The sequence below is a fragment of the Pseudomonas sp. Snoq117.2 genome, assembly GCF_900110545.1.
GTDB lineage: Bacteria > Pseudomonadota > Gammaproteobacteria > Pseudomonadales > Pseudomonadaceae > Chryseomonas > Chryseomonas benzopyrenica.
Map to the genome: position 1 here is coordinate 299,125 of NZ_FOED01000005.1, position 25,833 is coordinate 324,957.

Consider the following 25,833-nt stretch of genomic DNA (forward strand, 5'->3'; position numbering starts at 1 on the left):
CAGCGACTGGCTTCAGGCGCCGATCAACACCCGGCTGCGCTGCTGGCTGACCTGCTTGACCAGCCAGACCGCGGCGATGCAGCAGAGCAAGGTGATCAGCGTCAGGCACAGGCGAGTGCCCAGATACTGGGCGAAGTTCTGCTCACCCAGCAGGCGGCCGAGCACCCGATAGGCGCCGGCGAGATAGCCGTGCAGAAAATAGATGGCGAAGCTGTAGGCACCGAGCAGGGCCATACCCTTGGCCAGGCGGCCGTCCGTACGTCCCGTGGTCTTGACCTGCTGGCTGAAAACGGCGAAGAGCAACAGGCACAGCGCCAGTTTCTGCAGGCCATAGAAGGCACTGTCGAGTACCGCTGCACCGCTCAGCAGCACCAGGGCCGCCAGCAGCCAGTAGCGCGCCTGAGGGCGCTGCAGGCGTTCGCGCTGTTCGCAGGCCAGCATGCCGCAGAGGTAGATCGGCAGGAAATGCAGGGCGGCCAGCAGCGGATCGGCATCATTGGCCGGGCGGTCGGACACCAGGAAATAGAGCAGGCCGACCATGGTCGCCGCCGGCAACAGGCCACGCTGGACGATCCACTCCAGGACCGGCGCGAGCAGGAAGATCAGCGTCAGTGCCGGGATGAACCACAGCGGGCCCAGGTGGGCGCCAGTGGCCAGCAGCAGGGCGGTCTGGGCGAAGGGCGGCCAGTCATGGAAGGCGTTCATGTCGATCCACTCGTGCTCCTGCTTGAGCCCGGAAACATAGAGCAGCACGGCAGGAATCGAGATCAGCAGGTAGGGCAGGATGACGTTCTGCAGCTTCTTGCCCAGATAGACCTGGTAGCTGTATTTGCCGAGGTTGTAGCGAAAGAAGAAACCGGAGAGGGCGACGAAGATGCAGGTGGTTTCCAGCGATAGCAGATTCAATGCGATCTGCTGGTGCTCGGTGGTCTGGTAGCTGCCCACGGTCATATGGTGGAAAACGATGAGGACGGCCGCCAGGCCGCGGATCCAGTTGAGCTGAATCAGCATGGAGAGGTTTCCTTGAGGAATAGGTAAACCACGCGCTCTGCCTCAGAGGAGGGGCACGGGTTAGCGAAAGCGGACAGTGGGGTACGCGGCAGAGACGGCGGACAGGCTACCGCGCCCGGCAGGACTACGCGCCGGGAAAAGAGGTGAGGCGAGGAGGCCTCGGCGCCACGGGACTACGGTGGCAGGCGGCCAGCTTAAATTGTTTCAGGCAAGTCACTGATTACTAATCAATTTTCTTGGTTTCAAGATGTTTCGGCGGTGTAGAGTTGGCACGGATGATCGCCTCTGGAAAGGGGGTTTCATCCATTCCAGTATCCGATCAATGAGAGACGTTTTCCCCTGCAAGCAAGTCTCGATTGGTTGAGCACTCTCGCCAATAAGGTGAGTTTCAAGATATCCAAGCGTGAGAAAAAAACCCTTTAACTCACGCAAAACCGGGCGCACTCTGCAGACTTGACTTCACCGCCCGAGACCCCGTCATGAACCAGCCGCTGACCGTTTCCCCTCCTGTCGCCGCCCAGCTCAATCTGCGCGCCCACTGGATGCCCTTCACCGCCAATCGCGCCTTCCAGAAGGATCCGCGCATCGTGGTGGCCGCCGAGGGCAGTTGGCTGACGGACGACCAAGGCCGACGCATCTATGACAGTCTCTCGGGGCTCTGGACCTGTGGCGCCGGTCACTCGCGCAAGGAGATCCAGGAGGCCGTGGCACGGCAGCTGGGCACCCTCGACTATTCGCCGGGCTTCCAGTACGGCCACCCGCTGTCCTTCCAGCTGGCGGAAAAGATGACCGAGCTGACCCCGGCCGGTCTGGATCATGTCTTCTTTACCGGCTCGGGTTCCGAGAGCGCCGACACCTCGGTCAAGCTGGCGCGGGCCTACTGGCGCATCAAGGGCCAGCCGGCCAAGACCAAGCTGATCGGCCGGGCCCGCGGCTATCACGGCGTCAACATCGCCGGCACCAGCCTGGGTGGCATCGGCGGCAACCGGAAGCTGTATGGCTCCTTCATGGACGTCGACCACCTGCCGCACACCCTGCAGCCCGGCATGGCCTTCACCAGGGGCATGGCCGAGACCGGCGGCGTCGAGCTGGCCAACGAACTGCTCAAGCTGATCGAGCTGCACGATGCCTCCAACATCGCCGCCGTCATCGTCGAGCCCATGTCCGGTTCGGCCGGGGTGATCGTGCCGCCGGTGGGCTATCTGCAGCGCCTGCGCGAGATCTGCACCCAGCACGACATCCTGCTGATCTTCGACGAGGTCATCACCGCCTTTGGTCGCATGGGCCGCCACACCGGCGCCGAATTCTTCGGCGTGACGCCGGACCTCATGAACGTGGCCAAGCAGGTCACCAACGGCGCCGTGCCCCTGGGCGCTGTGATCGCCAGCAGCGCCATCTACGATACCTTCATGAACCAGGCCACGCCGGAGCACATGGTGGAATTCCCCCATGGCTACACCTACTCGGCCCATCCGGTGGCCTGCGCCGCCGGCCTGGCCGCGCTGGAGCTGATGGAGCGGGAGAACCTGGTGCAACAGGCGGCCGAGCTGGCGCCCAAGTTCGAAGCCTCCCTACATGGCCTCAAGGGCGCCAAGCACGTGGTGGACATTCGCAGCTGCGGCCTGGCTGGTGCCCTGCAACTCGCCCCGCGCGACGGCGATGCGGTGATCCGCCCGTTCGAGGCCGGCATCGCCCTGTGGAAGGCCGGCTTCTATGTCCGCTTCGGTGGCGACACCCTGCAATTCGGACCCACCTTCAACGCCAAGATCGAGGACCTGGACCGCGTCTTCGCCGCCGTCGGTGATGTCCTGAACCGCATCGACTGATCCCCTTCCCGGCGCTTCCCACAGGAGGCGCCCACCTCTTGTACAAGGAGTCCCTCATGAGCCTCAAGCATCTCATCGGCGGCCAACTGGTCGACGGCGGCAGCCGCCGCGCACCGGTCTACAACCCCTCCACCGGCGCGGTGATCCGCGAAGTGCCCCTGGCCGATGCCGCTACCCTGCAACAGGCCATCGATGCCGCCCAGGCCGCCTTTCCGGCCTGGCGCAACACCCCGCCGGCCAAGCGTGCCCAAGTGCTGTTCCGCTTCAAGCAACTGCTGGAAAGCAACGAAGAGCGCCTGGTGCAGCTGATCAGCGAAGAGCACGGCAAGACCCTGGAGGACGCCGCCGGCGAATTGCGCCGTGGCATCGAGAACGTCGAATACGCCACCGCCGCACCCGAATTGCTAAAGGGCGAATACAACCGCAATGCCGGTCCGAGCATCGACACCTGGTCCGACTTCCAGCCGCTAGGCGTGGTGGCCGGCATCACCCCCTTCAACTTCCCGGCCATGGTGCCGCTGTGGATGTATCCGCTGGCCATCGCCTGCGGCAACACCTTCATCCTGAAGCCCAGCGAGCGCGATCCCAGCTCCACCCTGGCCATCGCCCAGCTGTTCGAGGAAGCCGGTCTGCCCAAGGGCGTGCTCAATGTGGTGCATGGCGACAAGGAAGCCGTGGACGGTCTGATCGACGCCCCCGAGGTCAAGGCGCTGAGCTTTGTCGGTTCCACCCCCATCGCCGAATACATCTATGCCCGCGGCACCGCCAAGGGCAAGCGCGTCCAGGCGCTGGGCGGCGCCAAGAACCACGCGGTGGTGATGCCGGACGCCGACCTCGGCAACACCGTCAATGCGCTGATGGGCGCCGCCTACGGCTCCTGCGGCGAACGCTGCATGGCCATCTCGGTGGCGGTCTGCGTCGGTGACCAGGTCGCCGATGCCCTGATCGCCCGGCTGGTGCCGGAGATCGAAAAGCTCAAGGTCGGCCCGGGCACCCAGTGCGGCCTGGACATGGGTCCGCTGGTCACCGGCGCGCACCTGGACAAGGTCACCGGCTACGTCGTCGACGGCGTCGCCGCAGGCGCCAAGCTGGTGGTGGACGGCCGCAGCCTCAAGGTCGCCGACCATGAGGAAGGCTTCTTCCTCGGCGGCTGCCTGTTCGATCAGGTCACCCCGGAGATGCGCATCTACAGGGAAGAGATCTTTGGCCCGGTGCTCTGCGTGGTGCGGGTCAAGAGCCTTGAGGAGGGCATCGCCCTGATCAACGCCCATGAATACGGCAACGGCACCTGCATCTTCACCCGCGACGGCGAAGCGGCACGGCTGTTCGCCGATCAGATCGAAGTGGGCATGGTCGGCATCAACGTGCCCCTGCCGGTGCCGGTGGCCTACCACAGCTTTGGCGGCTGGAAACGCTCGCTGTTCGGCGACCTCCATGCCTACGGCCCCGACGGCGTGCGCTTCTACACCCGGCGCAAGACCATCACCCAGCGCTGGCCGCAGCGCGAGGCCCAGGAGGCTTCGCAATTTGCCTTCCCCAGCAACGGCTGAGCCTGTTCAAAGGCTGCTACGCGTCGGCCAAACGGCGTTGAAAATGGCCTGGGTCGCCAGCCCCGCCTGGGCGGCCCCGTCGTAATGCTCATTTACTACTTGTAAACCCGAGCGCGGGTCCGATCCGCTTCCTCAGCCATTTTCGCGGGGCCGCCTAGGCCTTGTTTGTCGCTAGCTCGCGAGCCGTTGAATAGGCTCGAAAAGGTCCATTCCTTGGCCTGCCGCACAGCAGGCCGGCCAAGGAAGGCTTTACCCTTCGGCTGCCCCCAGCCGCCGAAGTCCCCATGTCTGCCACCCCCTTCACAGCCGTCGCCCGTCTCGGGTGTGTGATTGGCCTCCTGCTCGCCAGCCTGACCGGCTGCACCAGCCAGTCCGCCCAGGACATTGCCCGGCAATTCGGCAAGACCCGCCCCAGCGAATTCCTGCAGACCAGCTCCGACCGCATGGCTACCCTCGCCATGCAGGCCAATCTGCAGAGTCTCTACCGGCTGATGAACAAGCTCTACCTGCGCAATCCGGCCGAATGGAAGAAGACCGGCCTGCCCGATGCCGCCAGCGCCGAGCGGGAGATCCGCACGGCCATCGAGCAGCGACGCAGCCTGCCGGCACTGGGCGGACGCAAGGACGTGGCGGCCCTGAGCTACGTGCTGGGTGACGATTACCAGGGTGACCGCGTCGGTGCTTACATCTATGCCATCGGCAGCATGATCATCGCTGCCCACGGCAATCGCACCGAGTTCTACATCACCGATGTGGTGAATGCGCGCTTCGTCAACAATGCCGCCCGTAACATCGAGAAGGCCACCTGGCTGCTCGGCCAGCGCAAGAACGCCGAGGGCGAACCGCTGCTGTTCGCCAACGAGATCTCGGAGGAGGGCAGCAACCTCAGCTTCGCCACCGAGTTCGGCAAGATCGTCGCCCGGCTGGACCTGCTTGCCCAGTTGCTGGACGAGCGCTATCGGCGCATCGGCGTCAACTACGCCCAGAGTCTGCTGTTCATCAATTTCCTGCCGGTGCAGTAGCGCCTTCGACCGGGCGTCCCTTAGAGTCGAGCGACCTCGACAACCATAACAAGGGGTTCTCTTATGGTCGCTGTCTTGCGCATCGCCCTCATCGGCGCCGGCAACATGGGCCGCCAGCACCTGCATCATCTTCAATCCGTGCCGAGCGCCCGGCTGTGCGCCCTGGCCGATCCCGATCCGAGGGCGGCCGAACTCGCCGCGCAGTGGGCCGTGCCGCATTTCCGCGATCATCGGCAGCTGCTGGAAAGCGTGCGCCCGGAAGCGGTGATCGTTGCCAATCCCAATGCCCTGCATGTGGCCACCGCCCTGGATTGTCTGAATCTGGGCATCCCGCTGCTGCTGGAGAAGCCCGTGGGGACCACGTCAGCAGAGGTGGCTCAGCTGCTGCACGCCCAGCGCGACCAGCGCGTGCCACTGCTGGTCGGGCATCATCGTCGCCACAATCCGCTGATCGCCAGGGCTCATGAACTGTTGCGCCAGGGCGCGCTTGGCCGCCTGGTCACCGTCACCGCGCTGTGGCAACTGCAGAAGCCTGAGAGCTATTTCGAGAGCGCCTGGCGCCGCGAAGCGGGGGCCGGGATGCTGCTTACCAATCTGATCCACGACCTCGACCTGCTGCGTCATCTCTGCGGTGAGGTGCGCCAGGTCCAGGCCTTCGCCGACAACGCCCTGCGCGGCTACGCCAATGCCGACAGCGCCGTGATCAATCTGCAATTCGAGAGCGGCGCCCTGGGCTGTCTCATCGCCAGTGACGGCGCCGTCGCGCCCTGGAGCTGGGAGCTCACCAGTGGCGAGAATCCGGTCTATCCCCACCAGCCTGACCAGTCCTGCTACCTCTTCGCCGGCACCGAAGGCGCCCTGAGCGTGCCGCAGCTGCGCCTCTGGCGCTATGCCGAGCCGGGCGCCGGCTGGTACCAGCCGCTTGCGACAGAGGTGCGGGCAACGGTCCCGGACGAGGCCTTGCGGCTGCAGCTGGAGCACTTCGTGCGGGTCGCGCGGGGAGAGGAGGCTCCCCTGGTCAGCGCCGAGGATGCCGCCCGTACTCTGGCGCTGGTGGCCGCCGTGGAGCGTGCCGCCGCCAGCGGCACGGCACAGCACCCGGCAGCGCCCTTGCCAGACTAGCGGTCATTACAGCGGCTTGGTCAGTTCCTTGGCGCGGTCATAGGCCTTGGAGAAGCCCTTGAGCGACAGGCTTTCGCTGGCGGTCTCGCCGTTGGCGACCGGGGTGGTCACGGTCAGGCGCCCACCGCGCTGCAGCTGCTTGAAGACGTCACCGACGAATTCCACCGGCACCACGCAGCCCTGGGGGATGCAGGTATGGAAGGGCCGATTCTCCAGGCTGCGCTTGTCGATCTGCAGCGAGATCGGCTTGGTCACCGCCACGCCGAAGGGCAGCACCAGGATGCCGTCCACGCCTTCGCGATTGGGGCGCAGCTCGGTGACCAGCATGCGCTGGCCCTTGGCGCTGTCCTTCTGCTGGGTGATGGCGCACAGCTGCACGGAACGGTCCGCATTACGGGCGATGCGGCAGATCACCTGCCAGTCGCCATACTTCTCCGTGACCGACGGCTGGGGTTCCTGGGCGTTGGCAGGCGCCGACTGGGCGAAGGCCTGGCCGGCGAGCAGCAGGGGCGCGAGGAACAGGGCCGGGCGGAGAAAGCGATAAGACATGGAGAGTCCTTGGCAGAAGGAAAAGAGCTTCAAGGGTAGGCCATCGCTCCGCCAGGGAACACCCCGGCACGACGATCAGACCTTTTTGACGAACTCGGATTTGAGCTTCATCGCACCTATGCCCTCGATCTTGCAGTCGATGTCGTGATCGCCATCGACCAGGCGGATGTTCTTGACCTTGGTGCCGACCTTGACCACCAGGGACGAGCCCTTGACCTTGAGATCCTTGATCACGCTGACGGTGTCGCCGTCCTGCAGGGTATTGCCGACCGCATCGCGGATCACCTTGGCTTCATCCGTGGCGCCGGTGTCACCGGGCGTCCATTCGTGGGCGCACTCCGGACAGATCAGCTGAGCGCCGTCGGCGTAGGTGTATTCGGAAGCACAGAGGGGGCAGGGCGGCAGAGCGGTCATGGCGAAGGACACCTGGCTGGAAAAGCCGCGCATTGTATAGGGTTTTAGCCGCACCCGGGTGTCTGAGGCCGTTGCACTAGGCGGCCAGCTGCACCTCGACCACGGTGCCATTGTCGTTGCGATAGCGGGCTTCGCCGCCGAGCTGTTCGGCCAGGCTGTTGATGATCTTGAAGCCCAGGCGTTGGCTGGTGCGCGGATTGAACTGCTGTGGCATGCCCCGACCGTTGTCGGCGATGCGCAACAGCAGTCGCTGATCGTCGTCGCGTTGCAGGCTGATGCTGATCAGTCCGCGCTGGCTGGCGTCGAAGGCGTGCTTGAGGGAGTTGGTCACCACCTCGGCCACCAGCATCGACAGGGTGGTCAGGCGGGGAAGGTCGAAATTCAGCGGCTCGGCAGTGATGGCGCAGGAGACGTTGGCCTGTCCCGCGGCGGCCAGCAGGTCATTGGTCAGCAGCTGCAGGTGATGGGCCACTGGCTGCGCGGCGTCAGCCGGATCGTGCAGTCGCCGGTGGATACGCGAAATGCTCTCCAGTCGCGAACGCGCCTCTTCCAGGGCCTGGGACGCCTGGCTGTCGCCGGGCAACTTGAGTTGCTGCAGCATGAGCAACGAGGCGATGAACTGGATGTTGTTGGCGACCCGGTGCTGCAACTCCTGGAACATCGTCGTCTGGACGTCGTAGAGGTCGTGGATCACCTGCTGCTCGGCGCGCAGTCGGGCGCTTGCTCTATGCATGTAGTGGATCAGGGCGATGTCCACACCGACGATGACCACGTAGAAGGCCAGGGCCAGAAAGCCCTGGGCGCCGACATCGAAGGTCCAGCCCGGAGGAATGAAGAAGTACCAGGCGGCCAACCCGGACAGCACGGCGCACAGGGTGCCGGCGCGGCTGCCGCAGAAGAAGGTGGTCAGGATGACGGCGGGAAAGAAGGTGAGGTAGGGAAAGCCCTGCAGCAGGACGTCCACCAGGGCGAAGCGTGCCGCCAGGGCCAGGGCGAACGCCAGCAGCGCGAGGCCGTAGGCCAGTACCGGGCGAGCGCGGATCCTGCTGCTGAGATCGCTGATCCAATGACGACGAGACGACGGATCCAAGGCTCTAACCTGTGGGGTAGACAACGGCGGCGCAAGCTTAACGCATAGCGGTCTCGCTTAGGGGGATGAGCGCACCAAAGGTGGCTTTGCCCGGTCCGACGGCGGCAGCCTGTACAAGAGTTGGACCGCCTCGGCCGTTTCCCCCGCTCGTTAATCGGTCAGGTATGTTTCTTGTACAACAGTGCCCTTGGTCGTACAGCTCAGGACGCTAGTGGATTGCTATGGTCAAACGATTGCAACCTTTCAATCACAGGATCCGCTCATGAATCGCCAGCGTGTGCTAGTCGCCGAGGATGAGCCTGTTCTGCGCGAGCTGTTGCAGGAACTCTTCGAAGGCTGGGGTTATCAGGTGTATGCCTTTGGCAGCGCGGATGCCGCCTGTGCCTTCTTGCAGGAAGCGCAGCCCAAGTTGGATCTGCTCTTTACCGATGTGCGGATGCCAGGCCTTCTAAGTGGTGTGGATCTGGCACTCCAGGCGCGTGGCCGTCAGGCCCACCTGCCCATCGTCATCACCTCGGGCTATTGCGACGACAACCCTGCTCGCGCGGCGCGGGCGACCTTTCTGCCCAAACCCTGGGATCTGGAGGCGTTGCACCGCAGTTGCCCAGCGCCCGGTGCTCAAATGAATCCTGTCTAAGCACTCGACAGCTGTGGCGCTGACCAAATCGCGCCCATGAAAAAGCCCGTAGCGGTCGCCCGCTACGGGCTTTTTCAGATTTTGGCTCCGCGACCTGGACTCGAACCAGGGACCCAATGATTAACAGTCATTTGCTCTACCGACTGAGCTATCGCGGAACAACGGGGCGTATCTTACTGATAGATAACGGGAAGTCAAGCCTCGGTGGCACCAGAAAAACGGGCCGCCGAACGCTCGTCGTCAGCCCTGCAATACCGCGGCGATGGCCTGGATGGTGGGCGGCAGATTGCGCTCGTTCAACGCGGCCACACAGATGCGTCCGGTACTGACCGCATAGATGCCGAATTCGCTCTTCAGCCGCTCGACCTGCTCGGCGGTGAGGCCGGAGTAGGAGAACATGCCGCGCTGGGCGTTGACGAAGGCGAAGTCGCGGGTAGCGCCAGCCGCGGCCAAGCCTTCCACCAGGGCGTTGCGCATGGTGCGAATGCGCTGGCGCATTTCCCCCAGCTCGGCTTCCCACAGGGCGCGCAGCTCGGGATTGCTCAGCACGCTGGCGACGATGGTGGCGCCATGGGTCGGCGGGTTGGAGTAGTTGGTGCGAATGACCCGTTTGATCTGGGACAGCACCCGGGCGCTTTCCTCGCGGCTTTCGCTGACCAGGGTCAAGGCGCCGACCCGCTCGCCGTACAGGGAGAAGGACTTGGAGAAGGAGCTGGAGACCAGGAAGGTCAGACCGGAATCGGCGAACAGGCGTACGGCCTGGGCGTCTTCCTCGATGCCGTCGCCAAAGCCCTGGTAGGCGATGTCGAGGAAGGGCACCAGGTTGCGAGCCTTGACCACGTCCAGCACCGCTTGCCAATCGGCCGGTTGCAGATCCACGCCGGTGGGGTTGTGGCAGCAGGCGTGCAGCACTACCACTGAGCGCTCCGGCAATGCCTGGAGGTCGGCCAGGAAACCGGCGCGGTTCAGGCCATTGCTGGCGGCGTCGTAGTAGCGATAGTTCTGCACGGGAAAACCGGCGCCCTCGAACAGCGCGCGGTGGTTTTCCCAGCTCGGGTCACTGATGGCGACCACGGCATCCGGCAGCAGCCGCTTGAGGAAGTCGGCACCGATCTTCAAGGCGCCGGTGCCGCCGACGGCCTGGACGGTGATGGCGCGACCTTCGCGCACCAGGCTCGACTCGGCGCCGAACAGCAGGTGCTGCACGGCCTGGTCGTAGGCGGCGATGCCCTCGATGGGCAGGTAGCCACGCGGCGCCTGAGCGGCCACGCGCTGGCGCTCGGCCTCGGCCACGGCGCGCAGCAGCGGAATGCGGCCCTGCTCGTCGTAGTAGACCCCCACGCCCAGATTGACCTTGTGCGGACGGGCGTCGGCGTTATAGGCCTCGTTCAGGCCAAGGATGGGGTCGCGGGGTGCCATTTCGACGGCGGAGAACAAACTCATGGGGCAGGGGCTCGAATGAGGGGTGAAGGGAAGGGCGGAACGCTTAGGAACCAGGAGTATAGCCCCCTGCAGGCACCATCGCGACCCGACCTCGGTAGGAGATTTCCTGACGTGCGGCGCTGCGGGCGGATTGCAAAGGGGCGCATGCGACCTCATCTAGGGGCTTCCAGCTTTTTCCTCGCCCACACCGCCCTGGCCTTGCGTCAGCGCGGTGGTGTCCGTGCATTTCCGCGCTACTGAGGCAGCCATGTCCGCATTCCAGCTCTCCACCCGCTACACCCCGGCCGGCGACCAGCCCGAAGCCATTCGCCAGATGGTGGAAGGCCTGGAGGCGGGCCTGTCGCATCAGACCCTGCTCGGCGTGACCGGCTCGGGCAAGACCTTCAGCATCGCCAACGTCATCGCCCAGGTGCAGCGCCCGACCATGGTGCTGGCGCCGAACAAGACCCTGGCCGCCCAGCTCTATGGCGAATTCAAGGCCTTCTTCCCGAACAACTCGGTGGAGTACTTCGTCTCCTACTACGACTACTACCAGCCGGAAGCCTATGTGCCCTCGTCGGACACCTTCATCGAGAAGGACTCGTCCATCAACGATCACATCGAGCAGATGCGCCTGTCCGCCACCAAGGCCTTGCTGGAGCGCAAGGACGCCATCATCGTCGCCTCGGTATCCTCCATCTACGGCCTGGGCAGTCCCGAGGCCTACCTGAAGATGGTCTTGCACCTGGATCGCGGCGACCGCATCGACCAGCGCACCATCCTGCGCCGGCTGGCCGAGTTGCAGTACAGCCGCAACGACATGGAATTCGCCCGCGCCACCTTCCGGGTACGCGGCGACGTCATCGACATCTTCCCCGCGGAATCCGATCTGGAAGCGGTGCGCATCGAGCTGTTCGACGACGAGGTGGAGAGTCTGTCGGCCTTCGATCCGCTGACCGGCGAAGTGATCCGCAAGTTGCCGCGCTTCACCTTCTATCCCAAGACCCACTACGCCACGCCGCGCGAAACCCTGCTGGGCGCCATCGAGAACATCAAGCTGGAGCTCGCCGACCGCCTCGAATGGCTGCGCAGCCAGAATCGTCTGCTCGAAGCCCAGCGGCTGGAGCAGCGCACTCGCTTCGACCTGGAGATGATCCTCGAACTGGGCTATTGCAACGGCATCGAGAACTACAGCCGCTACCTGTCTGGGCGTGGTCCGGGCGAGCCGCCCCCCACCCTCTATGACTATCTGCCGAGCAATGCCCTGCTGGTAATCGACGAATCCCACGTCACCGTTCCGCAGATCGGCGCCATGTTCAAGGGCGACCGCTCGCGCAAGGAAACCCTGGTGGAATACGGCTTCCGCCTGCCCTCGGCGCTGGACAACCGGCCGCTCAAGTTCGAGGAGTGGGAAGCCGGTGCGCCCCAGACCATCTTCGTCTCGGCGACCCCGGGTCCCTATGAGGAAGAACACGCCGGCCGCGTGGTCGAGCAGGTGGTGCGACCTACCGGCCTGGTCGACCCCATCATCGAGATCCGCCCGGCCACCACCCAGGTGGACGATCTGCTCTCCGAGATCCGCCTGCGCGTGGCCCAGGAGGAGCGGGTGCTTTGTACCACCCTGACCAAGCGCATGGCCGAGGACCTCACCGACTACCTGGCCGACCACGACGTACGGGTGCGCTACCTGCACTCGGACATCGACACCGTGGAGCGGGTGGAGATCATCCGCGACCTGCGCCTGGGCACCTTCGACGTCCTGGTGGGCATCAACCTCTTGCGCGAAGGCCTGGACATGCCCGAGGTCTCCCTGGTGGCGGTGCTCGACGCCGACAAGGAAGGCTTCCTGCGTTCCGAGCGCTCGCTGATCCAGACCATTGGCCGGGCGGCACGTAACCTCAACGGCAAGGCCATCCTCTATGCTGACAACATGACCGGCTCCATGCAGCGGGCCATCGACGAGACCGAACGCCGGCGCAACAAGCAGCTAGCCTTCAACGAAGAGCACGGCATCGTGCCCCAGGGCATCAAGAAGGACATTCGCGACATCATGGAAGGCGCCGCGGCCCCGGGTGCCAAGGGCAAGCGGCGCGTGGCCAAGGCCGCCGAGGATCAGGGTGAGTACGCCGCCGAACTGCGCTCGCCGAGCGAGATCGGCAAGCGCATCCGTCAGCTCGAAGAAAAGATGCTGCAACTGGCGCGCGACCTGCAGTTCGAGTCCGCTGCCCAGCTGCGTGACGAGATCCAGGCGCTGCGCGAGCGCCTGGTCCAGGTGTAAGCCTGCTCCAACTGGCAGCGCCGACCCCGGCGCTGCTACCATTCTGCCTTTGTCCCTTCGCGTTTTTCGAGAAAGCCGATGACTACCGTTCGCACGCGCATCGCGCCGTCGCCCACCGGCGACCCGCATGTCGGTACCGCCTATATCGCCCTGTTCAACCTCTGCTTCGCCCGTCAGCACGGGGGGCAGTTCATTCTGCGCATCGAGGATACCGACCAGGTCCGTTCGACCCGCGAATCCGAACAGCAGATCTACGACGCCTTGCGCTGGCTGGGCATCGAGTGGGACGAGGGCCCGGACGTCGGTGGCCCCCATGGCCCCTATCGGCAGAGCGAACGCGGCGAGATCTACTGGAAGTACGCCCATGAACTGGTGGAGAAGGGCCATGCCTTCTACTGCTTCGCCACGCCCGAAGAACTCGACCAGATGCGTGCCGAGCAGCAGGCGCGCGGCGAGACCCCGCGCTACGACGGTCGCGGCCTGCGCCTGAGCCAGGACGAGGTGCAACAGCGCCTGGATGCCGGCCAGCCCTATGTGATCCGCATGAAGGTGCCGGAGGAGGGCGTCTGCGTCGTCCCCGACCTGCTGCGCGGTGATGTCGAGATCCCCTGGGATCGCATGGACATGCAGGTGCTGATGAAGGCCGACGGCCTGCCCACCTATTTCCTGGCCAACGTGGTCGACGACCACCTGATGGGCATCACCCACGTCCTGCGCGGCGAGGAGTGGCTGCCCTCGGCGCCCAAGCTGATCAAGCTCTACGAGTACTTCGGCTGGGAACAGCCCCAACTCTGCTACATGCCGCTGCTGCGCAATCCGGACAAGAGCAAGCTTTCCAAGCGCAAGAATCCCACTTCTGTGACCTTCTACCAGCGCATGGGCTACCTGCCCGAGGCCATGCTCAACTACCTCGGCCGCATGGGCTGGTCCATGCCCGACGAGCGCGAGAAATTCACCCTGGACGAGATGGTCGAGCATTTCGACCTCCAGCGCGTGTCCCTGGGCGGTCCGATCTTTGACGTCGAGAAGCTCTCCTGGCTCAACGGCCAGTGGCTGCGCGAGCTGAGCCCCGAGCGCTTCGCCGCCGAGGTGCAGCAATGGGCGCTCAATCCCGAGTACCTGCTCAAGATCGCCCCCCTGGTGCAGCAGCGCGTCGAGACCTTCAGCCAGATCGCCCCACTGGCCGGCTTCTTCTTCAGTGGCGCCCTAAAACTGGATCCGGCGCTGTTCCAGCACAAGAAGCTGTCCGCCGACCAGGTCCGCCTGGTCATGCAGCTGCTGCTGTGGAAGCTCGAAGCCCTGCGCCAGTGGGACAAGGAGCGCATCACCGCGGTGATCCAGGCCGTCGCCGAGCACCAGCAGCTCAAGCTGCGCGACGTCATGCCGCTGCTGTTCGCCGCCATCACCGGCCAGGCCAGTTCGGTCTCGGTGCTGGATGCCATGGAAATCCTCGGGCCGGACCTCACCCGCTTCCGCCTGCGCCAGGCGGTCGAGTTGCTGGGTGCGCCTTCCAAGAAGGAAACCAAGGAGTGGGAGAAGCTGCTGGCCGAACTCGGCTAACCGGCTTCCGGCCGACCCGCCCTGGGGTCGGCCTCTCGCTTGCGCCAGGACGGACCCATGACCTCCCAGCGGCACACTGTGCCGGAACACGTGCTGGCCTTGCTCAACGCGACGCGGATGATCGCCCTGGCGGTCAATCTCCATCGCCAGGCCGGATTGCCGACCGGCGCGCGATCCTCGATCTGACCCTGACGATCAACCCGTGACCGGGTCGTTACAGCGCCATCAGCGAGGGGCTTTCCGTCGCGCAGGCGCAACTTCGATTGGTCCGCGACCCGCCTTGGCTTTAAGATGGCGCCCATTTTCGGCGGCCCGACCGTCGTCATCGCAAGTTGAAGAGGTCTCCATGAGCTGCGATTTCCTGGCACAAGCCCTTCCCGGCGTACAGAAACTTTCGCCCTACGTGCCCGGCAAGCCCGTCGATGAACTGGCCCGCGAGCTGGGTATGGCGCCGGCCAGCATCGTCAAGCTCGCCAGCAACGAGAACCCCCTCGGGCCCAGCGCCAAGGCCCTCGACGCCATCCGCGCCGAACTGGCCGAGCTGACCCGCTATCCCGATGGCAACGCCTTCGACCTCAAGCAGGCCCTGAGCGAGCGTTTCGGCGTGGCCGCCACTGGCATCACCCTGGGCAACGGCTCCAACGACATCCTCGAACTGGTCGCCCGGGCCTACCTGGCACCCGGCTACAACGCCGTGTTCAGCGAGCATGCCTTCGCCGTCTATCCCCTGGTGACCCTGGCCATCGGTGCGGAAGGCCGTAGCGTCCTGGCCAAGGACTACGGGCATGACCTCGAGGCCATGCTCGCCGCCGTCGATGCCGACACCCGGGTGGTCTTCGTCGCCAACCCCAACAATCCCACCGGCACCTGGTTCGACAGCGAGGCCCTGGCGCGCTTCCTCGCCCGCGTACCCGAGCACGTCCTGGTGGTACTGGACGAGGCCTACATCGAATACGCCGAAGGTGATGAACTGCCGGACGGCCTGGCGTTCCTGGCCCAGTATCCCAACCTCATCGTCTCGCGGACCTTTTCCAAGGCCTATGGCCTGGCTGCCCTGCGCGTCGGCTATGCCTTCTCCTCGCCGACCGTGGCCGATGTCCTCAACCGGGTGCGCCAGCCGTTCAACGTCAACAGCCTGGCCCAGGCGGCGGCCTGTGCGGCTTTGGCCGATAGCGATTACCTGGCCCGCAGCCGCGCCCTCAACGATGCCGGCATGGCCCAGCTGGAAGCCGGTTTCCGCGATCTCGACCTCAAGTGGATCCCCTCCCGTGGCAATTTCATTGCCGTGGACCTGGGGCGCGAGGCCGCGCCGATCAACCAGGGGCTGCTGCAGGAGGGCGTCATCGTGCGGCCCGTCGCCGGCTATGGCATGCCCACCTTCCTGCGCGTCTCCATCGGCACCGAAGCGGAAAATGCTCGTTTCCTGGCGGCGCTGAGCAAGGTCCTGGGTCGTGGCTGAAGTGGCCACCCCCCTGATCGAACGTCTCGTCGTTGTCGGCCTGGGCCTGATCGGCGGCTCCTTCGCCAAGGGCGCCCGCGCCAGCGGCCTCTGCCGTGAGGTGGTCGGGGTCGACCGGGATCCGGAGACTCGCCGGCTGGCGGTCGAACTGGGCGTCGTCGACCGCTGCGTCGCCGAGCTGGCCGAGGCCTGCCCGGGTGCCGACGTCATCCAGCTCGCCGTACCGATTCTCGCCATGGAGCGGGTGCTGGCCGATCTTGCGGCCCTGCCACTGCAGGGCGCCATCCTCACCGACGTCGGCAGTGCCAAGGGCAATGTGGTACGCGCTGCGCGGCGGGCCTTCGCCGGCCAGTCGCTGCGCTTCGTGCCGGGTCATCCCATCGCCGGCTCCGAGCGCAGTGGCGTCACGGCGGCCAATGCGGCACTGTTCAATCGCCACAAGGTCATCCTGACGCCGCTGGAAGAAACCCTGCCGACCGATCTGGACAAGGTCGATCGGCTCTGGCGCGCCATAGGGGCCGATGTCGAGCACATGACCGTCGAGCACCACGACCAGGTTCTCGCCGCCACCAGCCATCTGCCCCATCTACTTGCCTTCAATCTGGTGGACTCCCTGGCCAAGCGCAGCGAGAACCGCGAAATCTTCCACTACGCTGCTGGTGGCTTTCGCGATTTCACCCGCATCGCCGGCAGCGATCCGACCATGTGGCACGACATCTTCATCGCCAACCGCGAAGCCGTGCTGCAGGCGCTGGACACCTATCGCACCGATCTCGACGAACTGCGCGGCGCCATCCAGGCCGGCGATGGTCAGTTCCTCATGGAGGTGCTGACCCATGCGCGCGGCGCGCGCGAATACTTCGGGCGCATCCTCGCCAGTCGTACCCAGGCTGGCGCCCAGGTCGCCGCCCATCATTCTCTTACGGAGGGGCACTCATGAGCAGTACCGCACCCGTCATCACCCTCGATGGTCCCGGCGGTTCGGGGAAAGGCACCCTCGCGGCGCTGGTCGCCCGGCAGCTCGGCTGGAATCTGCTGGATTCCGGCGCGCTCTATCGCCTGCTGGCCTTCGCTGCGCGCAACCATGGCGTGGACTACACCAACGAGGAGTCGCTCAAACTGCTGGCGGCCCATCTGGACGTCCAGTTCCTCGCCGGCCATGAACACGGCCAGCGCATCATTCTCGAAGGCGAGGACGTCACCGACGTCATCCGGACCGAGGAAGTCGGCGCCGGTGCCTCCCAGGTCGCCACCCTGCCGGCCGTGCGCGATGCCCTGCTGCAGCGCCAGCAGGCGTTCCGCGAAGCGCCCGGTCTGGTCGCCGACGGTCGCGACATGGGCACCGTGGTGTTCCCGGACGCCGAGCTGAAGATCTTTCTGACCGCCGGTGCCGAGGAACGGGCACAGAGGCGTTATCTTCAGTTGAAGCAGAAGGGCGAAAATGTTAGCTTGCCTGCCCTCCTGGAAGAGATCCGTGAGCGGGACGCCCGCGATAGTCAGCGTAGCGTTGCTCCGCTCAAGCCGGCCGACGATGCCGTCGAGCTGGATTCCACGCATCTCTCCATACAACAGGTATTGGAACGCATCCTGACCCTGGCCGCCGAACGCGACCTGGCGGGATGAAGGCCGAGACTCATCCGAGTCGTCGGTGAAAGCTGCCGGGAACCAGTCGCATCCCGGCAGCCGGATGGTAACCACTCACCCCGCATGGGCTGGTCATGCGGTAGCCGGATACATCGGGTATCCATACAACAGGTATGAACATGAGCGAAAGCTTCGCAGAACTCTTTGAAGAAAGTCTGAAATCCCTCGACATGCAGCCGGGCGCCATCATCGTCGGCACCGTGGTGTCGATCGATGGCGACTGGGTTGTGGTCGATACCGGCCTGAAATCCGAAGGCCTGGTTCCGCTCGAGCAGTTCTACAACGAACAAGGCGAGCTGACCATCAACGTGGGTGACGAAGTCCACGTAGCCCTGGATGCCGTCGAAGACGGTTTCGGCGAAACCAAAGTGTCTCGCGAAAAGGCCAAGCGCGCCGAGTCCTGGCTGGTCCTGGAAGCCGCGTTCAGCGCCGACGAAGTGGTCAAGGGTGTCATCAACGGCAAGGTCAAGGGCGGTTTCACCGTCGACGTCAGCGGCATCCGCGCGTTCCTGCCGGGCTCCCTGGTCGATGTCCGTCCGGTGCGTGACACCACTCACCTGGAAGGCAAGGAACTCGAGTTCAAGGTCATCAAGCTGGACCAGAAGCGCAACAACGTTGTCGTTTCCCGTCGTAGCGTCCTGGAAGCCGAGAACAGCGCCGAGCGTGAAGCTCTGCTGGAATCCCTGCAGGAAGGCCAGCAAGTCAAGGGTATCGTCAAGAACCTCACCGACTACGGTGCGTTCGTCGACCTGGGCGGCGTAGACGGCCTGCTGCACATCACCGACATGGCCTGGAAGCGTATCAAGCATCCGTCGGAAATCGTCAATGTCGGCGACGAGATCGACGTCAAGGTGCTGAAGTTCGACCGCGAGCGCAACCGCGTCTCCCTGGGTCTGAAGCAGCTGGGCGAAGATCCGTGGGTCGCCATCAAGGCCCGTTACCCGGAAGGCACCCGCGTTCAGGCGCGCGTCACCAACCTCACCGACTACGGCTGCTTCGCCGAGCTGGAAGAGGGCGTGGAAGGCCTGGTGCACGTGTCCGAAATGGATTGGACCAACAAGAACATCCACCCGTCCAAGGTCGTTCAGGTCGGCGACGAAGTGGAAGTCATGGTTCTGGATATCGACGAAGAGCGTCGTCGTATCTCCCTGGGCATCAAGCAGTGCCGCGCTAACCCGTGGGAAGAGTTCTCGGGTCAGTTCAACAAGGGCGACCGCATCTCCGGCACCATCAAGTCGATCACCGATTTCGGTATCTTCATTGGTCTGGAAGGCGGCATCGATGGCCTGGTACACCTGTCCGACATCTCCTGGAACGAAACCGGCGAAGAAGCCGTGCGTCGCTTCAAGAAGGGTGACGAGCTGGACACTGTGATCCTGTCCGTTGATCCGGAGCGCGAGCGCATCTCCCTGGGCATCAAGCAGCTGGAAGACGATCCGTTCTCCAACTACGCCTCCCTGAACGAGAAAGGCACCATCGTGCGCGGTACCGTCAAGGAAGTCGATGCCAAGGGCGCTGTCATCACCCTGGGCAACGAGATCGAAGGCGTCTTGAAGGCGTCCGAAATCAGCCGTGATCGCGTTGAAGACGCCCGTAACGTGCTGAAGGAAGGCGACGAAGTCGAAGCCAAGATCATCAGCATCGATCGCAAGAGCCGCGTGATCAGCCTCTCCGTCAAGTCCAAGGACGTCGACGACGAGAAGGAAGCCATGAGCTCCCTGCGTAGCAAGCAAGAGCCTGCTGCTGGCCCCACCACCATCGGCGACCTGATCAAGGCGCAGATGGAAAGCCAGAACTAAGTTCGAGCTTGAATAAAAGGCGGCCCTTCGGGGTCGCTTTTTTTTGTCTGGAAGAAAGCGGGCAGGGTGGTCACGACCCGTAAAAAGTTGTGGAGGCCAAAGCCGCCAGCTTGACTTTTCAAAAATCGGCCAGCGTGCTAAAAGTCCTTGAAGGTGATCTAGCCGCTTGATAACGAAGGAAAAATCCATGACCAAGTCGGAGTTGATCGAGCGCATCGTTTCCTATCAGGGGCAGCTGTCGTCCAGGGACGTCGAGCTGGCGATCAAGACCATGCTGGAGCAGATGGCCCAGGCGCTTTCCACCGGGGACCGTATCGAGATCCGAGGTTTCGGCAGCTTCTCTCTGCACTATCGGGCTCCGCGTACCGGGCGCAATCCCAAGACTGGCGAGTCGGTCTTGCTGGACGGCAAGTTCGTTCCGCACTTCAAGCCGGGTAAGGAGTTGAGGGACAGGGTCAACGAGCTGGAGCCATAAAGCCGTCGCTGGTTTCCCGCCTTTTCTTCGTCTCTCGCCAAAGTTTTGATTTTCCTGTCTTTTTTGCTTTCCTCAAAGCTGTCAAAAAAGCGTTATCGATAAGATCTTTATCGTTATTTTGACGTTTACAAAAAAAGTCAAGACGTTTTGATATTTTTGTAGACGGGTTCCGATTTTTGTATGAGACTTCCTTCACATAAGGTCTTGGGTGACCTCGTAGTCTACGCCGAGTGAGGAAGTTGTCATGCGCCACTATCTTTTCATCTGGATCGGTATCGCCGCCTGCTTCACCAGCATGCACTTCGGCCACCCTTTCCTGGCAGTAGCCGCTCTGGCCGGTAGCTGGATGGTTGCGCTGTTCCTGCAGCCCGCTCAGCGTGTCGAGAGCTTCTCGCGTCACTATGTCGCCCAGCCGGCCGCGCGCTTCCAGGCCGTTGAAGTCCAGACTTCCGCCAAGACCTTCTAAGGTTCTTAAGTTTTTTCGGCCCGCCGCGCTCAGGTTCGGCGGGCTTTTTTATGCCTGCGTTTTGCGTCGCTAGGCCCCTGCGGGGCAATGTCTTACCATAAGCGCCCTTTCCTGGCTGACTGCACGGCGCAACACCTTGATGGAACGCAAGATTCTGGTGACAGGGGCGGGGGGCTTCGTTGGCGCGGCCCTGGTCCGGCAACTACAGGCCAAGGGCTATTCGGTGGTCGCGGCGCAACGTCAGGTGGCAGCTGCCTCCGACGACGGCAAGGTCACTCCGGTGATTCGCGAGTTGTCCGCCGCTACCGATTGGTCCGCGCCTCTGACAGGGGTGGATACCGTCATCCACCTCGCCGCCCGCGTCCACCAATTGGGCGAGCAGCCCGGCGCAGCCAGCGAGGCGCGCTACGACGAGGTGAATCGGGCGGCAACTCTCAAGTTGGCCCGGGATGCCCAGGCTGCCGGCGTCCGTCGCTTCATCTTCGTCAGCAGCATCAAGGTCAATGGTGACTGGACCCTTCCCGGCAAGCCCTTTCGCGCTGACGATCTTCCCGCACCCACCGATGCCTACGCGCGTTCCAAGGCCGCTGCCGAACAGCAGCTGTTGGCGCTGATGGCCGAGACCGGGCTGGAAGTGGTCATCGTGCGTCCACCGCTGATCTACGGGCTTGGGGTAAAGGCCAATGTGGCCCGCCTGCTGGACACCCTGGCGCGGGGAGTGCCGCTTCCTTTGGGAGGCATTCGGCACAACAGGCGTAGCCTGCTCGCATTGGAAAATCTGCTCGACCTGTTGATCCTGTGCATCGCGGAGCCCAAGGCAGCAGGTGCCATCCTGCTGGTCAGCGACGATGACGATCTTTCCACCGCCGAGTTGCTCGAAGCCCTCGGTGAAGGCCTGGGCCGGAAACCCCGGCTGATCGCCGTTCCGTCTGCCTGGCTCGAATGGGGCGCCAGATTGCTGGGGCGGAGTGCGGTGGCGCAGCGTCTCTGTGGGTCGCTGCAGGTCGACATCCAGCCCACCAAGGCCTTGCTGGGCTGGCAGCCCCCGCTGTCGGCACGCGCCGCCTTGCGTGCGCTGGGCGCGCAACGGGTCGGTGCGGAGGGCCGGAAATGATGCTGCTCCTATTGCTCCTATTGCTCCTGGCCGGCGGCTGCAGCTGGCTAGGCACGGCGGCGCTCCGCCGCTATGCCCTGTCCGGTGGCCTGCTGGATGAACCCAATGCCCGCAGTTCGCACCAGGTTCCGACCCCGCGCGGTGGCGGTCTGGCAATCGTCGTGGTGTTCGTGCTCGGCTGTATCGTCCTGCAGTTGCTGGGACAGCTCGATGCGGCTTCTTCCGGGGTACTGATCGGTGCGGGATTGCTGGTGGCGGTGCTCGGCTTCGTCGACGATCATCGGCACGTGGGCGCCGGCTGGCGTCTGCTGGGTCACTTCCTGGCGGCGGTCGCTGTCCTGCTGTGGCTGGGCGGCTATGGCGCGCTTCCTGCGCAGCTGTCTGCTGTTCTGGGGCTGCCCGGCTGGCTGGTGATGACCCTTGGCGTCCTCTATCTGGTCTGGATGCTGAATCTCTACAACTTCATGGACGGCATCGATGGTATCGCCGGCGTCGAGGCGCTCGTCGTCTGTCTGGGCATGGCGCTGATCTATGCCGTGACCGGCCATGGCGCCTTGCTGGGCGCACCGCTGCTGCTGGCGGCGGCCGTGGGTGGCTTCCTATGCTGGAATTTTCCGCCCGCGCGCATCTTCATGGGCGATGTCGGCAGTGGTTTTCTCGGTCTGATCCTCGGCATGCTGTCGTTGCAGGCGGCACTGGCCGACCTGGCGCTATTCTGGGCCTGGCTGATCCTGCTCGGCGTCTTCGTGGTGGATGCGACCTGGACCCTGTTGCGGCGGCTGAGCCGGGGCAAGAAGCCCTACGAAGCCCACCGCACCCACGCCTACCAGTGGGCGTCGCGCCGGCACGGGGCCCATCGCCCGGTGACCCTGGCGGTGCTCGCCATCAACCTGTTCTGGTTGCTGCCTATCGCTTTGCTGGTGGGGCTGGGGCTTTTAAGTGCCATACTGGGGCTCTTGCTTGCCTATGGGCCTTTGCTTTGCCTGGCCCTTCGATACCATGCTGGGACCGATGAGGTAGCCATGGCTGCGCAGTCCACCGGATTCAGGGATTAGGGACACTGACATGTTGCGTGACCATCTGGTCAAGCTGAATCGGCGTACAAAACGAGTCATTCAGGTCGCGGTCGACCTGTTGCTGATCTGGCTCTCGCTCTGGTTGGCCTTCTATCTGCGCCTGGGTTCCGTGCAGATGATCGAGCCCTTCAGCGGGCATGCCTGGCTGTTCATCACTGCGCCGGCCATCGCCATTCCCCTGTTCATCCGCTTCGGCATGTACCGCGCGGTCATGCGCTACCTAGGCAACGACGCTCTGATCGCCATCGCCAAGGCGGTGACGTTGTCGACGCTGCTGCTATCGGTAGTCATTTACTGGTATCGCGATCTACCCGAGATCGTCCCGCGTTCGATGATCTTCAACTACTGGATCGTCAGCCTGATCCTAATCGGCGGCCTGCGTCTCGCGCTGCGCCAGTATTTCCTGGGCGACTGGTATCGCGCTATCACCGTGCCCTTCATCAAGCAGCCGGACGAGTTGCCCCGTGTCGCCATCTACGGCGCCGGCTCGGCGGGCAACCAACTGGTCGCGGCGCTGCGCATGGGCCGGGCCATGCGTCCGGTAGCTTTCATCGACGATGACAAGAGCATCGCCAATCGCATCATCGCCGGGCTCAAGGTCTACACTCCCAAACACATCCAGCAGATGATCGACGAGACGGGCGCCGAGGAGATCCTCTTGGCGATACCCTCCGCTACGCGTGCACGCCGGCGCGAAGTGCTTGGGCTGCTGGAACCCTATCCGCTGCACGTCAGAACCGTGCCGCGGATCAGCGACCTGGCCTGCGGCAAGGTGCAGGTAGACGATCTCCAGGAGGTCGACATCGCCGATTTGCTGGGTCGGGATCCCGTTACCCCCCGGCCCGAACTCTTCGCGCGCTGCATCACCGGTCAGGTGGTCATGGTGACCGGGGCAGGGGGCTCCATCGGCTCCGAGCTGTGCCGGCAGATCATCGGCCAGAAGCCGCGCACCCTGATCCTGCTCGACCATGCCGAATTCAATCTCTACAGCATCCACCGCGAGCTGGAGGCCTATATCCAGCGCGAAGCCCTGCCGGTCACCCTGGTGCCGGTGCTGGGTTCCATCCGCAACGCGCCGCTGCTCCTGCAGGTGATGCGACACTGGAAGGTCGCCACGCTTTACCACGCGGCCGCCTACAAGCACGTGCCCATGGTCGAGCACAACATCGCCGAGGGTTTCGGCAACAACGTGCTGGGTACCCTCAATGCCGCCCAGGCGGCCATCCAGGCCGGCGTGACCAGCTTCGTGCTGATCTCCACCGACAAGGCGGTACGGCCTACCAACATCATGGGCAGTACCAAGCGCCTGGCCGAGATGATCCTGCAGGCGCTCAGCCGTGAAGCGGCGCCTGTGCTGCATGGTCAGGCCGACGGCATCCACCAGGTCAATCGCACCCGCTTCACCATGGTGAGATTCGGCAACGTGCTGGGTTCGTCCGGTTCGGTCATCCCGCTGTTCCGGACACAGATCCGCAAGGGCGGGCCGGTCACCGTCACCCATCCCAAGATCACGCGCTTCTTCATGACCATCACCGAGGCCGCCCAACTGGTCATCCAGGCGGGCGCCATGGGCGAGGGGGGAGATGTCTTCGTGCTCGACATGGGCGAGCCGGTACGCATCGTCGAGCTGGCCGAGCAGATGATCAAGCTGTCGGGCCTGAGCGTACGCTCGCCCACCAATCCCCATGGCGATGTCGCCATCGAGTTCACCGGGCTGCGGCCCGGTGAAAAGCTCTATGAAGAGTTGCTCATCGGTGACGATGTCAGTCCGACCTCCCATCCGAAGATCATGCGCGCCAGTGAAGATTTCCTGGCCTGGGATGCCTTCCGCACTGCCCTCGTCGAGCTCAATCGCGCGATCGAGGCGGGTGATTACCTTCGCGTCCGGCAGCTGCTGCGCGACACCGTCGCCGGCTATTCGCCAGAGGGCGACATCGTCGACTGGCTGCACGGCAAGAGATCCATCGAGTGATCCCGTCCACGCTTTCCCTCGGCCTGGATTTGAAACCGAGCACAGAAGCGGCAGCCTCCCACCGCTAGGCTGAACTTTCTTTTCCTGCCACTGTTTAACTCAGGTCTTTGGGTGCATGGCTGTGGCTGTGACCCGAGCCAGGGATGGCTGCGCCGTCCTCCGATGTCTCGTCCGCAGCGCCGGGCGCGATGATGTACAAATCGATATAGGCAGGATTCAGGATGAAGGTACTGGTAACAGGTGGCGCGGGTTTCATTGGTTCCGCCGTGGTACGTTTTCTTATCAACGAAACCCAATGCAAGGTTGCCAACGTCGACAAGCTGACGTACGCCGGTAACGTGGACTCCCTGGCCGAAGTCGCCGACTCCGACCGCTACGAGTTCCACCAGGTGGACATCTGCGACTTCGCCGCCCTGCAGCAGGTCTTCGCGTCCTTCCAGCCCGATGTCGTCATGCACCTGGCTGCCGAGTCCCACGTGGACCGCTCCATCGAGGGCCCTGCCGCCTTCATCCAGACCAATGTGGTCGGCACCGGTGTCATTCTGGAAGTGACCCGCGCCTACTGGAACGAGTTGGCGCCGGAAGCCAAGGCCGCCTTCCGTTTCCACCACATCTCCACCGACGAGGTCTACGGCGACCTGCACGGTACCGATGACCTCTTCACCGAGACCACCCCCTATGCGCCGAGTTCGCCCTATTCGGCCAGCAAGGCCGGCAGCGACCACCTGGTGCGTGCCTGGGGCCGGACCTACGGTCTGCCGGTGCTGGTGACCAACTGCTCGAACAACTACGGCCCCTATCACTTCCCCGAGAAGCTGATTCCCCACGTCATTCTCAATGCCATCCACGGCAAGCCGCTGCCGGTCTATGGCGACGGCTCCCAGGTGCGTGACTGGCTGTTCGTCGAAGACCATGCTCGCGCCCTTTACACCGTGGTGACTCAGGGCGAGATCGGTGAGACCTACAACATTGGCGGTCACAACGAGAAGCGCAACCTGCAGGTCGTCGAGACCATCTGCGACCTGCTCGAAGAGCTGGCTCCGCAGAAGCCCGAAGGCGTCGAGCGCTATCGTGACCTGATCACCTTCGTCAAGGACCGTCCCGGTCACGACATGAGATACGCCATCGACGCCAGCAAGATCGGTCGCGAATTGGGCTGGACGCCGGAAGAGACCTTCGAGACCGGCATGCGCAAGACCGTAACCTGGTACCTGAACAATCGTGAGTGGTGGCAGCGGGTACTGTCCGGCGCCTATCGCCTCGAACGTCTCGGCGACGCCGTTTAACGATCCTATCGCGGGCACGCCTGCAGGCGTGTCCGACCGACAGCAACAGTCAATTTTCAGA

At 64.0% G+C, this 25,833-nt stretch carries 22 protein-coding genes, 1 tRNA gene and 1 pseudogene; 18 read left to right on the forward strand and 6 right to left on the reverse strand.

Annotated features, from left to right (window positions below):
* Window positions 1-12: 12 nt before the first annotated feature.
* Window positions 13-1,011, reverse strand: a complete 999-nt coding sequence (locus tag BMZ43_RS15340; RefSeq protein WP_017642036.1) for an acyltransferase family protein — start codon at window positions 1,009-1,011, stop codon at window positions 13-15.
* A gap of 479 nt (window positions 1,012-1,490) precedes the next feature.
* Here BMZ43_RS15340 and BMZ43_RS15345 point away from each other — a divergent pair, with 479 nt between their 5' ends.
* The 4 genes from BMZ43_RS15345 (at window position 1,491) to BMZ43_RS15360 (ending at window position 6,531) form a co-directional block, all read left to right on the forward strand.
* Window positions 1,491-2,837 carry an omega-aminotransferase AptA gene (locus tag BMZ43_RS15345; protein ID WP_093254800.1) on the forward strand — a complete coding sequence of 449 codons (1,347 nt, stop codon included), beginning with the start codon at window positions 1,491-1,493 and terminating at the stop codon, window positions 2,835-2,837.
* Window positions 2,838-2,893: 56 nt separating this feature from the next.
* Window positions 2,894-4,387, forward strand: coding sequence for a CoA-acylating methylmalonate-semialdehyde dehydrogenase (locus tag BMZ43_RS15350; protein WP_093254802.1), 1,494 nt, complete (start codon window positions 2,894-2,896; stop codon window positions 4,385-4,387).
* Window positions 4,388-4,671: 284 nt separating this feature from the next.
* The gene (locus BMZ43_RS15355) at window positions 4,672-5,409 is read left to right on the forward strand and encodes a hypothetical protein (RefSeq protein WP_093254806.1); all 738 of its coding nucleotides are present in this window, start codon (window positions 4,672-4,674) and stop codon (window positions 5,407-5,409) included.
* A gap of 63 nt (window positions 5,410-5,472) precedes the next feature.
* Window positions 5,473-6,531: a Gfo/Idh/MocA family protein gene (locus tag BMZ43_RS15360; RefSeq protein WP_093254808.1), complete on the forward strand. Its 1,059-nt coding sequence runs from the start codon at window positions 5,473-5,475 to the stop codon at window positions 6,529-6,531.
* Between the two features lie 6 nt (window positions 6,532-6,537).
* On the opposite strand, the gene BMZ43_RS15365 is transcribed toward BMZ43_RS15360, so the two are convergent.
* From BMZ43_RS15365 to BMZ43_RS15375, 3 genes are all read right to left on the reverse strand, one after another.
* The gene (locus BMZ43_RS15365; protein ID WP_017642049.1) at window positions 6,538-7,080 is read right to left on the reverse strand and encodes an invasion associated locus B family protein; all 543 of its coding nucleotides are present in this window, start codon (window positions 7,078-7,080) and stop codon (window positions 6,538-6,540) included.
* Window positions 7,081-7,155: 75 nt separating this feature from the next.
* A complete protein-coding gene (locus BMZ43_RS15370; protein ID WP_026083960.1) occupies window positions 7,156-7,494 on the reverse strand; it encodes a zinc ribbon domain-containing protein YjdM in 339 nt (112 codons plus the stop codon).
* A gap of 76 nt (window positions 7,495-7,570) precedes the next feature.
* On the reverse strand, window positions 7,571-8,584 hold the full coding sequence (locus BMZ43_RS15375; RefSeq protein WP_064308339.1) for a sensor histidine kinase: 1,014 nt from the start codon (window positions 8,582-8,584) through the stop codon (window positions 7,571-7,573).
* 262 nt (window positions 8,585-8,846) lie between these two features.
* Here BMZ43_RS15375 and BMZ43_RS15380 point away from each other — a divergent pair, with 262 nt between their 5' ends.
* Window positions 8,847-9,221, forward strand: coding sequence for a response regulator (locus BMZ43_RS15380; protein ID WP_017642052.1), 375 nt, complete (start codon window positions 8,847-8,849; stop codon window positions 9,219-9,221).
* 82 nt (window positions 9,222-9,303) lie between these two features.
* Here the strand turns inward: BMZ43_RS15380 and BMZ43_RS15385 are convergent.
* Window positions 9,304-9,379, reverse strand: a tRNA-Asn gene (locus BMZ43_RS15385).
* A gap of 82 nt (window positions 9,380-9,461) precedes the next feature.
* On the reverse strand, window positions 9,462-10,664 hold the full coding sequence (locus BMZ43_RS15390) for an amino acid aminotransferase (protein ID WP_017642053.1): 1,203 nt from the start codon (window positions 10,662-10,664) through the stop codon (window positions 9,462-9,464).
* A 247-nt stretch (window positions 10,665-10,911) separates the two neighbouring features.
* On the opposite strand from BMZ43_RS15390, the gene uvrB reads away from it, so the two are divergent.
* From uvrB to rfbB, 13 genes and pseudogenes are all read left to right on the forward strand, one after another.
* On the forward strand, window positions 10,912-12,921 hold the full coding sequence (gene uvrB / locus BMZ43_RS15395) for an excinuclease ABC subunit UvrB (RefSeq protein ID WP_093254813.1): 2,010 nt from the start codon (window positions 10,912-10,914) through the stop codon (window positions 12,919-12,921).
* 78 nt (window positions 12,922-12,999) lie between these two features.
* Window positions 13,000-14,481 (forward strand): glutamate--tRNA ligase, encoded by a 1,482-nt coding sequence (gltX, locus tag BMZ43_RS15400; protein WP_093254817.1) that lies wholly within the window; start codon window positions 13,000-13,002, stop codon window positions 14,479-14,481.
* 57 nt (window positions 14,482-14,538) lie between these two features.
* The gene (locus BMZ43_RS26915; protein WP_017642056.1) at window positions 14,539-14,667 is read left to right on the forward strand and encodes a hypothetical protein; all 129 of its coding nucleotides are present in this window, start codon (window positions 14,539-14,541) and stop codon (window positions 14,665-14,667) included.
* 160 nt (window positions 14,668-14,827) lie between these two features.
* Window positions 14,828-15,940 carry a histidinol-phosphate transaminase gene (hisC, locus tag BMZ43_RS15405; RefSeq protein ID WP_017642057.1) on the forward strand — a complete coding sequence of 371 codons (1,113 nt, stop codon included), beginning with the start codon at window positions 14,828-14,830 and terminating at the stop codon, window positions 15,938-15,940.
* Window positions 15,933-16,856, forward strand: a pseudogene (locus BMZ43_RS15410) (prephenate dehydrogenase/arogenate dehydrogenase family protein); the annotation flags it as partial. The gene hisC and the pseudogene BMZ43_RS15410, both read left to right, overlap by 8 nt.
* Window positions 16,857-16,876: 20 nt before the next feature.
* Window positions 16,877-17,563 (forward strand): (d)CMP kinase, encoded by a 687-nt coding sequence (gene cmk / locus BMZ43_RS15415; protein ID WP_007160398.1) that lies wholly within the window; start codon window positions 16,877-16,879, stop codon window positions 17,561-17,563.
* Between the two features lie 140 nt (window positions 17,564-17,703).
* Window positions 17,704-19,383 carry a 30S ribosomal protein S1 gene (gene rpsA, locus BMZ43_RS15420; protein WP_059315566.1) on the forward strand — a complete coding sequence of 560 codons (1,680 nt, stop codon included), beginning with the start codon at window positions 17,704-17,706 and terminating at the stop codon, window positions 19,381-19,383.
* 187 nt (window positions 19,384-19,570) lie between these two features.
* Complete coding sequence (gene ihfB, locus BMZ43_RS15425) at window positions 19,571-19,858, forward strand: integration host factor subunit beta (RefSeq protein ID WP_007160396.1); 288 nt, start codon at window positions 19,571-19,573, stop codon at window positions 19,856-19,858.
* Between the two features lie 244 nt (window positions 19,859-20,102).
* Window positions 20,103-20,324 (forward strand): hypothetical protein, encoded by a 222-nt coding sequence (locus BMZ43_RS15430; RefSeq protein WP_017642060.1) that lies wholly within the window; start codon window positions 20,103-20,105, stop codon window positions 20,322-20,324.
* 139 nt (window positions 20,325-20,463) lie between these two features.
* The gene (locus BMZ43_RS15435) at window positions 20,464-21,438 is read left to right on the forward strand and encodes an NAD-dependent epimerase/dehydratase family protein (protein ID WP_017642061.1); all 975 of its coding nucleotides are present in this window, start codon (window positions 20,464-20,466) and stop codon (window positions 21,436-21,438) included.
* Window positions 21,435-22,493: an MraY family glycosyltransferase gene (locus BMZ43_RS15440; RefSeq protein ID WP_082900443.1), complete on the forward strand. Its 1,059-nt coding sequence runs from the start codon at window positions 21,435-21,437 to the stop codon at window positions 22,491-22,493. The genes BMZ43_RS15435 and BMZ43_RS15440 overlap by 4 nt, the downstream gene beginning before the upstream one ends.
* 10 nt (window positions 22,494-22,503) lie before the next feature.
* The gene (locus BMZ43_RS15445; protein WP_017642063.1) at window positions 22,504-24,486 is read left to right on the forward strand and encodes a polysaccharide biosynthesis protein; all 1,983 of its coding nucleotides are present in this window, start codon (window positions 22,504-22,506) and stop codon (window positions 24,484-24,486) included.
* Between the two features lie 221 nt (window positions 24,487-24,707).
* On the forward strand, window positions 24,708-25,772 hold the full coding sequence (gene rfbB / locus BMZ43_RS15450) for a dTDP-glucose 4,6-dehydratase (RefSeq protein ID WP_064308332.1): 1,065 nt from the start codon (window positions 24,708-24,710) through the stop codon (window positions 25,770-25,772).
* The last annotated feature ends 61 nt before the right edge of the window (window positions 25,773-25,833 follow it).